The organism is Caballeronia arvi (genome assembly GCF_001544695.2).
In the GTDB taxonomy this organism is placed as follows: domain Bacteria; phylum Pseudomonadota; class Gammaproteobacteria; order Burkholderiales; family Burkholderiaceae; genus Caballeronia; species Caballeronia arvi.
The window spans coordinates 1-9,067 of record NZ_FCOM02000122.1 but is presented as its reverse complement, the minus strand read 5'-3'; the positions used below and the strand labels follow the sequence as shown (position 1 = coordinate 9,067).

The 9,067-nt window shown below is 62.3% G+C and carries 9 protein-coding genes and 3 pseudogenes; 7 read left to right on the top strand and 5 right to left on the bottom strand.

Annotated elements, in window-relative coordinates; genetic code table 11:
• From groEL to AWB74_RS42710, 3 genes and pseudogenes are all read right to left on the bottom strand, one after another.
• A pseudogene (gene groEL / locus AWB74_RS45410) lies at positions 1–175 on the bottom strand (chaperonin GroEL); the annotation flags it as partial.
• A gap of 111 nt (positions 176–286) precedes the next feature.
• Positions 287–604: a co-chaperone GroES gene (locus tag AWB74_RS42715; protein WP_061152545.1), complete on the bottom strand. Its 318-nt coding sequence runs from the start codon at positions 602–604 to the stop codon at positions 287–289.
• Positions 605–770: 166 nt separating this feature from the next.
• Positions 771–1,409, bottom strand: a complete 639-nt coding sequence (locus AWB74_RS42710; protein WP_061152541.1) for a hypothetical protein — start codon at positions 1,407–1,409, stop codon at positions 771–773.
• Positions 1,410–1,999: 590 nt separating this feature from the next.
• Between AWB74_RS42710 and AWB74_RS42700 the strand changes: the two genes are divergently transcribed.
• The 5 genes and pseudogenes from AWB74_RS42700 to AWB74_RS42680 all read left to right on the top strand — a co-directional run bounded on the left by AWB74_RS42700 (position 2,000) and on the right by AWB74_RS42680 (position 6,515).
• Complete coding sequence (locus AWB74_RS42700) at positions 2,000–2,668, top strand: hypothetical protein (RefSeq protein WP_235024924.1); 669 nt, start codon at positions 2,000–2,002, stop codon at positions 2,666–2,668.
• 207 nt (positions 2,669–2,875) lie between these two features.
• A complete protein-coding gene (locus AWB74_RS48510) occupies positions 2,876–3,634 on the top strand; it encodes a phage integrase family protein (RefSeq protein WP_327363252.1) in 759 nt (252 codons plus the stop codon).
• Positions 3,635–3,914: 280 nt separating this feature from the next.
• Positions 3,915–4,595, top strand: a pseudogene (locus AWB74_RS48505) (integrase); the annotation flags it as partial.
• A 312-nt stretch (positions 4,596–4,907) separates the two neighbouring features.
• Positions 4,908–5,597 carry a phosphate signaling complex protein PhoU gene (gene phoU / locus AWB74_RS42690; RefSeq protein WP_087039554.1) on the top strand — a complete coding sequence of 230 codons (690 nt, stop codon included), beginning with the start codon at positions 4,908–4,910 and terminating at the stop codon, positions 5,595–5,597.
• A 214-nt stretch (positions 5,598–5,811) separates the two neighbouring features.
• A pseudogene (locus AWB74_RS42680) lies at positions 5,812–6,515 on the top strand (TetR/AcrR family transcriptional regulator).
• A gap of 169 nt (positions 6,516–6,684) precedes the next feature.
• Here AWB74_RS42680 and AWB74_RS42675 read toward each other — a convergent pair.
• Both AWB74_RS42675 and AWB74_RS42670 read right to left on the bottom strand, forming a co-directional pair.
• Positions 6,685–6,978 (bottom strand): type II toxin-antitoxin system RelE/ParE family toxin, encoded by a 294-nt coding sequence (locus AWB74_RS42675; RefSeq protein ID WP_087039553.1) that lies wholly within the window; start codon positions 6,976–6,978, stop codon positions 6,685–6,687.
• 3 nt (positions 6,979–6,981) lie between these two features.
• Positions 6,982–7,281, bottom strand: a complete 300-nt coding sequence (locus AWB74_RS42670) for a type II toxin-antitoxin system RelB/DinJ family antitoxin (protein ID WP_087039552.1) — start codon at positions 7,279–7,281, stop codon at positions 6,982–6,984.
• Positions 7,282–7,410: 129 nt separating this feature from the next.
• Between AWB74_RS42670 and AWB74_RS42665 the strand changes: the two genes are divergently transcribed.
• Both AWB74_RS42665 and AWB74_RS42660 read left to right on the top strand, forming a co-directional pair.
• The gene (locus tag AWB74_RS42665) at positions 7,411–7,830 is read left to right on the top strand and encodes a DUF4148 domain-containing protein (protein ID WP_327363249.1); all 420 of its coding nucleotides are present in this window, start codon (positions 7,411–7,413) and stop codon (positions 7,828–7,830) included.
• A gap of 416 nt (positions 7,831–8,246) precedes the next feature.
• The gene (locus tag AWB74_RS42660) at positions 8,247–8,771 is read left to right on the top strand and encodes a hypothetical protein (RefSeq protein WP_061152538.1); all 525 of its coding nucleotides are present in this window, start codon (positions 8,247–8,249) and stop codon (positions 8,769–8,771) included.
• Positions 8,772–9,067 lie beyond the last annotated feature (296 nt).

Sequence of the window (9,067 nt, the reverse complement as noted above, 5' to 3'; positions counted from 1 at the left end):
CCTTGGCGACTGACACCCCATCCTTCGTGATGGTCGGCGCGCCGAAGCTGCGTTCGATCAGGACGTTTCTGCCTTTGAGCCCAAACGTCACCTTCACGGCATCGGCCAGCACATTGACGCCCTTGACGATGCGGGCACGGGCGGTATCGTGTAATTTGACCTCTTTTGCACTCATGTTATTGCTCTGGAGTTTGTCGTTGACCAGCGGGTCGCGACCTACCGATGCGTTGACCGGCGCAAATTACCGGCGCGACGATCAGCCCAGCGGCGAAGACCCTATTTGTCTTCAGGCAGCCTTGCGCGCTGAACCGGCGTCCGCCTCGAGAGCGCCCATGACGTCCTCCTCGCGCATGACGAGCAACTCCTCGCCATCGACCTTGACGGTCTGGCCTGCGTATTTGTCGTATAGAACCTGGTCACCGACCTGTAGCTGGAGCGGGCGCAGCGCGCCGTCCTGCAGCAGCCGCCCGCTGCCAACTGCGACAACTTCGCCTTGTTCTGGTTTTTCTGCTGCTGAATCGGGAATTGCGATGCCCGAAGCTGTCGTCCGTTGCGTTTCGATTCGCTTGACGATAACCCGGTCGTAGAGGGGACGAATACGCATTTCCATCTCCTGAGCGATTAAAGGATCACCAATAAGGGAATCCGGCTGCACGACTGCGACACGCTAAGTGCCACCGTGCAGCCGAGCCAAACCTAGCGAAATGCGAAATAAGGGCGGGCGTTTTTGATTCAAGGGCTGGCGAAATGGCGATTTGTAACTTTTTGTTTCATAGCGGCAGCAGAGTACAATGCACTCGGCCGAGCCGATAAACCGTGCGCCTTCGGTGGTCTCGCCGGCGGGATATAGGCGCCGCAGGACACGGCGGCCGGCGCCCGCCATTAGCGTCCAAAGTGTCGTCCGGTTCGTCGAGCACGCGCCACAAGCCAGACTGCACAGGTCGAAACATCCAGCGGAGATAGCCTCGGCGCGCAGCGAGTTGCATTAACCTTGCGCGCTCACTGTCGTCATCGTCTAGCGGCGCCCTGTTGCTCGCATCTGCCTCGTAGAAACCGAACGCCTGCCGGCAGGCGAGCGCCTCTGCCGCGCTTGCGCCTATGACGTTGCAACTGCGCTGCTCGATGCGCTCGATCTCCCACGCGCCCAGTTGCCAGGCTGCGTCTAGCACCAGCAAATCCACCGTCTCGAAGCAGCGCCATTGAAGATTCAGCGTGATAGTCGATGGGGGAATGGGGCGTGACGGAATATCAACGCCGGGCAACGCCAAGGGCGTTGCACGCCGGAATCCGTGCCAGTGAAGTAACACGATCAGCGGCGTGTTGATGTGCGCCGCAGCGGTGACGGTGACGGCAAACAGCGGCAGTCGCACCGTATCGATCTGCTCGTGGAGCTTGTCGAAAAGGTCCATGAAGCCTCCCAGTTGACAATTGCAGCGCCTCTTGAATGGGGGTTGGTTAGCTATTTTAGGTAGTGCACGCGCGCAAGGCTTACCAGTCGTCCTGCGTGTCGCAAGCTCTTCGGCGCGGGTCGGCGAGCGGCCGTCCTATTGGGAAAGCGTCCCAGAGGGCTGGCTATAATTTTCTACCATCATGGCGCCGCCGCCAACCTTCCGCGGTGCGGGTCGGCAACGCTTTTGTCGCTCGCGCATTCACTCGGGGTAAGGATGGCGAAACAAATTCGCTTCTGGAACCTGGCATCTTTCCGAACGGAAGCCCAGCGATGCAGTTTGCGATTCGCTCAGCGCTCGCCTACGTCGAGGGCAGGCCCATGCCCACTCCTCCGGTCAATGTCTTTAACAGTGAGGACGCTCCGCCGTGAAGGCTCGGTATCTAGCCGACCGGGTCCATGGGCTTGGTCCAGCCGGGCGTTGATCGTTCGCATGACCGCCAAAAAAAGGAGGTGCGTGCCTGATTAGCAGTCCTGATAACGTCTATTATCGGGATAGCGTTTCGGGGGTAGAATAGCGCATTTGCGATTTATAAAAGAGGGGAGAGCGTCGTGGCACAAGCCTTTCCGCCGGATGACCCCAACTCGGACGCCAACCCGGATCACGAGCGGCATGACCAGCCGAAAAGGCCGAGCGATGCCTGGCCCGACGAGCAATGGTTCAGCGAGGCGCCGACCGCAGCGGTCGCGCAGGTGGTGCTCGCGGTGGATGAGGCCATTACGCTCAAGCGCCGGGCCGCCGTCGCGTGGCTGACCGCGCACGGCGATGCGGTGCCGCTGCTGCCGGTGAAGCCGTCGCGGCTCGAACTGGCGGTGGTGATTGCGCTGGCCGAAACCTATGGCGCCGCGCTCAGTTCGGCGCGGCGGTTTTTGCCGGTGATCGACTTCATTGCGGACTACGGCGCGGTCAAGCTGGTGCAGCGCGTGATGTATGGCGCGCGCCCGACGACTCACTTCGATGTCACCGCGTATGCCGCGGAGAATGCGCGACTGGCGGAGCTGGTGCGGGACGCGCGCACCGCGTTCGAGTTTCTGTGTGCGACGTGGCCCGAGGCGTTCATGGCGCAGGCGAGCGACGCGCTCGCGCAACTCGGCTTGCCTCGGCTGCGCGCGCCGGCGCCGGCGCCGCCGAACGGCCAACGCTGCGGCCGCGACGAGTCAGGCGATGAGTCGGACGACGAGCCAGGCGACACGTTCGATGAGGAGGGCGACGATGCCTGAGCGCACGGCCGCCTCCCCCGAGAAGATCACCGCCACGCCGGCGCGCGCCCCGGAAAAGCTCACTGAGTCACCCGCGCTTGAGCGGCGCTACACGACCAAGGATTTCACGGCGCTGCGCGCGTATGTTCAACGCATTCCGCCCGCGGTTATCGCGCGCACCTATTACACGATCCCGATGAGGACCCTCACGCGGCGACGCCCGGCGCGATGGAGCGGCATCTCACCACGATGCTCGACGCGCTGGTTTCGCTGGCGCTGGCGCACGGGTCCGCGGCGCTCGCCGATCATCTGCGCGCCTCGATTCGTCAGCATGGTCGACCGTTGCTCACGGCGGTCACCTTCCGCATGGTCACCGAAGCGGCGCAACTGGCCGCAGCGGCCCCGCACGCGGATCACCCGATCGGCGCCTGGTTGCGTCCGCACCTCGCGCGCCGGTTGAAAGCGGAGGGGATCGCCACGCTCGGTGAGTTGGTCGCGTTCTGCAACCGGCGCGGCCCGAGCTGGTGGCGCTCGATTCCGCGCATCGGTCGCGGTCGGGCGCGGGCGATCGTGAGCTGGCTGCGCAAGCAGCAGGCGAAGTTGCGACTGACGGTCGACATCGACATCGACTCGGAAGAGCGCGACGGCGTGCCGCTGGTGGCCGATGAACTGGTCAAAGTCGTACCCGAGTCGTATCTCGACAGCGACGCGGACCGAGGACCGCGCGGAACGTTGCCTCGGCTGAGGCTCGCGCCGCTCGAACGCCTGGCGGTGCCGCACGCGCTGTCCGGCGCCGCTGGCGAAAACCGTTCGGCGGCGTTCTGCTATATCCAGGCGAAGCACGATCTGGATGCGGGTGCGCGCGTATTGGAACCGTTATCGCGATCAGCCGAAAACGCTTGGCGCGTACACCAAAGAGCTCGAGCGTTTTCTGTTGTGGGCGGTGGTGCTGCGTGGCAAGGCGCTCAGGGATCTGTGCGTGGATGATTGCGAGGCTTACAAGGACTTTCTGAAAGCGCCGGACCCGCGCTTCGTCGGCGAGCGCTTCCCCCGGCACTCGCCGCGCTGGCGACCGTTCGCCTTGTCCAGCTCCTCTGTCGCGGCCGACGGTAAGGCGTCGCTGTCCGCGACGCTTTCACCCGAATCGCAGCGTTATACCGTTCGGGTACTACGTACGGCATTCGCCTGGTGGGTGGACGTCCGCTATCTCGCCGGCAACCCGTGGAAGGCGGTCAACGATCCGGTGGTGATCAAGCGGGAACGCGCGATGAAGATCGAACACGCCTTGCCGGCCGATCTTTGGCGCAAGCTGCGCGATGCGCTCGATGCCCGCTCGACAGACGAGGGCGAGGCGACGGCCGGTGCGCCGTGGCGCATGGACACGAACCCGCGTCGAAACGGCATGCAGTGGCGCGCCGTGCGCGCGGCAATCTTGTTGATGGGCGATTCCGGTCTGCGACGCGAAGAAGCCGCAAGCGCCCGGCGCGAGCATCTGCGCCCTTCGTCCTTTGGAACCCCCGAGCGGCCGGTCTGGGAGCTGACCCTCGTTGGCAAGGGCCAGCGCGAACGCACGGTGCCGGTGAGCGCCGCGACGCTGAACGCGCTGCGCGCGCATTGGGCCGACCGGGGGCAGGATTTCGACGGCGCGACCGAAGAAGACAAACAGAGCGGGCCGCTGCTGAGCCCCGTTGTCATTCCGTGGACCGACGCGTCACGCCGGCGACATAGAACGGGTCAGAATGGTGAAAGGAAGCTTGCGAAGGAAGCGGGCTACACCGCGGATGGACTGAACCGGCTGATTAGTCGAATGGTCACCGAACTGGTTGAGACGATGGATGACTTGAGCCTCGATGAACGCGTGAGGCTCGGGCAGTCGAATGCGCATGTATTTCGCCACACCTTCGGCACCCAGTCGGTCGCGGACGAGGTGCCGGTGGATGTCGTGCAGAAGGTGCTCGGTCACGCCTCGCTGCAAACGACGACCCTCTATGTCCAGGCCGAAAAACAGCGGGTGGTGGAGAAGTGGCTCGCTACTATACGGGCCTCGTCGCGCGCAAGACTGGCGCATGAGAAGCGCACGCATTCTGAGTCACCAGTTGTAGCTCACCGGGTAACGCATGGCCGCGCGTCCCGGCGTTGCGACACCAAAAAACACGCTGATCGGGAAAGTGTCGCCTGCCGCGGTGCTGCCGGTCATCGAACTGAAATTCATGGCGCTCTGGCTCACCTAGGGCGGCCTCATCCACACGCGGAGGCGGGATTGTCGAACACCCATCTATCGAGCCAATACCATGCAGAGCTGGTCCGCCTGTCCACGCGGTTGCTTGAGATGGGCGGGCTGGTCGAAGCGCAAGTCGCTCGGTCCATCGGTCTGTTGAAACGACGCGATCCCGCGATCCTTCCCGCCCTCATCGAAGATGAACATCGGATCAACGCGATGGAACGTGAGATCGACGAGGTGTTGAGCAACGTCATCGCGCGGCGGCAGCCTGCCGCCCGAGACCTGCGGTTGCTGATGGCGACCTCCAAATGCACCGCCAATCTGGAACGGGCGGCGGACGAAGCCCGAAAGATTGGCAAACGCGCCGAGCGACTGAGCGACGATCCAGACGCTCGCGCGATCGATCTATCCGAGGTGCTCGTCGCCGGCGAGCTGGCGCTCGATCTTCTGCGTCGTGCGCTCGACGCGTTCGCCCGGATGGATACCGCCGCCGCGGCGCAGGTGAAAGTCGACGATCAAGCCATCGACGCCCAGTTTCGTTCGTTCACCACGCGCATGGTGCCGTACATGAGCGCGCACCCTCGCGCGATTGGCGTGGCACTGGACTACATGTTCGTCGCCAAAGCCGTTGAACGGATCGGCGACCATGCGAAAAACATTGCCGAGTTCGTGGTGTACGTTGTCGAGGGAAAAGACATCCGACACGCTAAAAAGCGCGCGCCAGCCTGATTCGGGTCAGACGTGCGCCCGACGTGCTCAGCGAGGAAGATCATCAACGTTTCGCTGCGCCGCACTGAGGCCAATGCTGATGGCCTCATCCTGACTGGCAAAGGCGCGGCCGCCTGCTTCCTCCAGTCTGAGCGGAGAGAACCGGGACGGGGATGTCCCCGACGAAGCGCGCGCATAATGAAGCGTTACCTGCATTTGTTGAAGGCCGCCGACCATGAACGAGCCGAGAACGAAAAGAGACGCCGAGGGGACACGGCGGCGCATTCTTCAGGCCGCGACGCAACAGTTTTCGACCTACGGGCTCTCCGGGGCGCGCGTGGACGCCATCGCAACGGCTGCGGACACCAACGAGCGAATGCTCTACTACTACTTCCAAAGCAAGGAAGGGCTATATGTCGCGGTTCTGGAAGCAATGTATGCCGAATTGCGCGTCATGAAGTGAGGCTGGACCTCGCGGGGCTGCAGCCTGCAGATGCGGTTCGCGCGCTCGCGCTTTCCATCTGGAACTACTTCAGGGAAAACCCAAAGTGGCTGAACCTCATCAACAACGAAAATCTGCATGAAGGGCAGTACCTCGAGCGCTCGCCTAAGCTGACCGAGGCCATTTCGCCGGTGGTCGACTTGTTGCGCGCGACCTTGGCGCGCGGGGCCGCTCCGGGGGACTTCCGGGCCAATGTAGACGCGCTGGATTTCTATGTCACGCTGGCCGCAACGGGCTATTACCCGGTTTCCAACCGGTTCACCCTGAAAGCGTTCGTTGGGCGGAACTACGCCGAGCCGTCGGTCATCGAGGCGGTGACTGAGATGCAGGTCGAGATGCTGCTTTCGTATTTGCGGCCGCCGTCGACGGCCGCATCGCCTCAAGCTTTCGCTGCTCGAGTGGGCATAGAAAAAGGCACCAGCGATGCCCTTCCGTGAGACGTCGCCGGTCCTTCCAGACGGCGCATCGTCCATCTCGTCCTACCGTCATCCCACTCGGCGTCCAGACGAAGAGCCGCGCTAAGGCACGGATGATCGGGGGCCGCTCATGAGATGACGGCTGTGTTCAGCACGGTGACCGTCGCTGTTGATGTCAGGGAACTTCAACTCACGCGTCCGACATCTCGTCGGGCCATTGCTGTGCGCCATGCAGCACGCGCAGGATGCGCACGCCGTCGCCGCTGATCCGATAGGCTGCGATGTACGGCGTTCCGCTAATGACCAGTTCACGAGTCCCTTCGATGCGACCCAGCCGGCCAGTTTCAGGGAACTGAAGCAGTTGGCGGACTTGAGTGCGAATCCGATTATCGACCGTAACGGCAGCACGCGGGCTCTCGGCTTCGATGTGATCGAAAATGCGGTCTCGGTCCTCAAGCGCGAAGATCGACCATTCAAGCCTCACGCATCACCCTTCGACTTTACGCAGCGCTGCTGCGCGACGTCTAGCGAAATGGGCGTCCACGTCATCGTCCGGAACAGCCGGCCGCGGATCCGCTAATGCCTCCTGTACTTTGGCGCGGAACCAAGCGTCATGGACAGCAGGGTCGGCAGCGAGTGCGAAAGGAAGTGCGCCTTCATTTGCGACGCGCGTCAGCAGGATACGCACGGCGTCGGAGACCGTCAGCCCCATGTTTTCGAGTACCTCGGCCGCGCGTTCTTTCAGCACCGGATCGATGCGGGTCTGTACTAATGCACTTGCGGCCATAACGGAACTCCTTTGAGTGACTCAGTTTCTCCTGCATTGTAATTCAAACGCATTACAGGTGGTATCGCTCTAACGTCGTCCCAGCGGCGATTCGACTAGTAGCGGAGCCGGCGTTTAGGGTTATCCCGGATGCCGCAAGAGTCTTTTGTTGCATTGCACATCAATATTAAAGGTTCACTTACCTATACTGGGATCACTGAAACGCAAACAGGGCTGTTTGCGAAAAACAAAGATCTGGAGGTAAGCATCATGAAACTCGCAACCATCATCGTCGCCGCTGCATTGGCCATCCCGGCAGTCTCGTCCTTCGCTCAAAGCCAGTCGCTGACCCGTGCTCAAGTTAAGGCAGATCTGGTGCAAGTCGAGCGGGCGGGCTACAACCCGAGCATGGATCGCACGACGTATCCGGCAGCGATTCAAGCTGCCGAAGCCAAGGTCGCGGCACAGAACGGCCAGACGAGCTACGGCGGCGTTGCCGACACGTCATCAGCTTCGGGCGCCCCGGCGCACACGGGCAATAGCGTCGCACCGGTCTACTTCGGTCATTAAACCGGCTCGAAGCCGACAAGGTTCGTCTCGTTTAAACAAACTGGCCGCTGTCGGACACGACCGGCCAGTTTGGTTTTCCCCACCTCCGCCACCGGCTGAGCCGATGGCTTGCCCAGCGCTCGAGCGCCAGGGCTTTTTTCGTAGAATTGCCAACGTCCCAGCTGCGCCGATCCGGCCTCACGCGACAAAATCTCGTCTTCCTTCGTTCTACAGTCGTTGGGCCCCTTACCTACGATAGAAATCAGCCGTCTGAAACAGCGGTCACCGGCGCTGCTCTTCCGTATTCATTCGCCGAGGTGACTAGCTAAAAACGGCCGCGCTAATTTCGATTAGCATTCCTTATAGGTTCTATTATCGGGATAACGTTTCAGAGGTAGAATCCTCGAATTCCCGTTTACAACAGAGGGCAGAGGCCCGTGACGCACGACTTTGCCGGCTTCGATGCCGATGATGCCGACGACGCGGATGACGACGACTTCGGCGCGCTGCCGGATCCCGAAATCGCGCGCATCGTGCTCGAGCTCGACCGGACCATCATGCGCAGCCGTCGCGCGGCGGCGCTGCGCCAGATCGTGCAGGGGCAGCCGGTGCCGCTGCCGGTGAAGCCGAGTCGCGTCGAGTTGCTGGTGCTCACGGCCCTCGTGCTGACCTACGGACCCGTGCTGTTCGGCAGCGACTTTGGGCCAGTGCTGGAACAGATCGCGGAATGTGGTGCCGTGGTCCTGCTGCAGCAGGTCGTGTTCGCGGAGCCGACTGGCATCGGCGCGGAAGAAGTTGGAGTGAGCAAGGCAAGGCGGGTCGCCGCGCGCCTGCAGGACGCGCGACCGATGTTCGAGGCGCTGTGCCGCAAGTTCCCTGGCGCCTTCCTGGCGGAGGCCCGGGCCCTGCTGAAACGCTTTACGGCGCCGCCTGATGCGTACGGGAAGCGTCGCGATGGCTGACCGCGCGCCCAGACGATCGTCGAACTGGTCCGCGCGGACAGGAACCCACCATCCAGATTGGACAAAGCTCGTAGTGTAGCTTGACCTACGTTATCCAGACCATCGTGACCCACTGCGGTACTGGGACGATGGTGAGGAAAATCGTCGAACCTGAGCGGATCTTGAGCGGTGCTGTCGACGATCTCAGCATCGATTGGGTCTTGCTCTGAACTTCCGGGTTCGTTAAGGGTTATTCGATGCCTGCCATCGATCACAGGAATGTGACGGTGCCGCTGCGCGTGTTGGCAGGCGTCGAA

Excerpts from the sequence above, each read along its gene's own strand:
- AWB74_RS42715 (WP_061152545.1), bottom strand. The coding sequence starts at position 604 with ATGCGTATTCGTCCCCTCTACGACCGGGTTATCGTCAAGCGAATCGAA.
- AWB74_RS42710 (WP_061152541.1), bottom strand. The coding sequence starts at position 1,409 with ATGGACCTTTTCGACAAGCTCCACGAGCAGATCGATACGGTGCGACTG.
- AWB74_RS48510 (WP_327363252.1), top strand. The coding sequence starts at position 2,876 with ATGGAGCGGCATCTCACCACGATGCTCGACGCGCTGGTTTCGCTGGCG.
- AWB74_RS42670 (WP_087039552.1), bottom strand. The coding sequence starts at position 7,281 with ATGGCCGCAAGTGCATTAGTACAGACCCGCATCGATCCGGTGCTGAAA.
- AWB74_RS42665 (WP_327363249.1), top strand. The coding sequence starts at position 7,411 with ATGCCGCAAGAGTCTTTTGTTGCATTGCACATCAATATTAAAGGTTCA.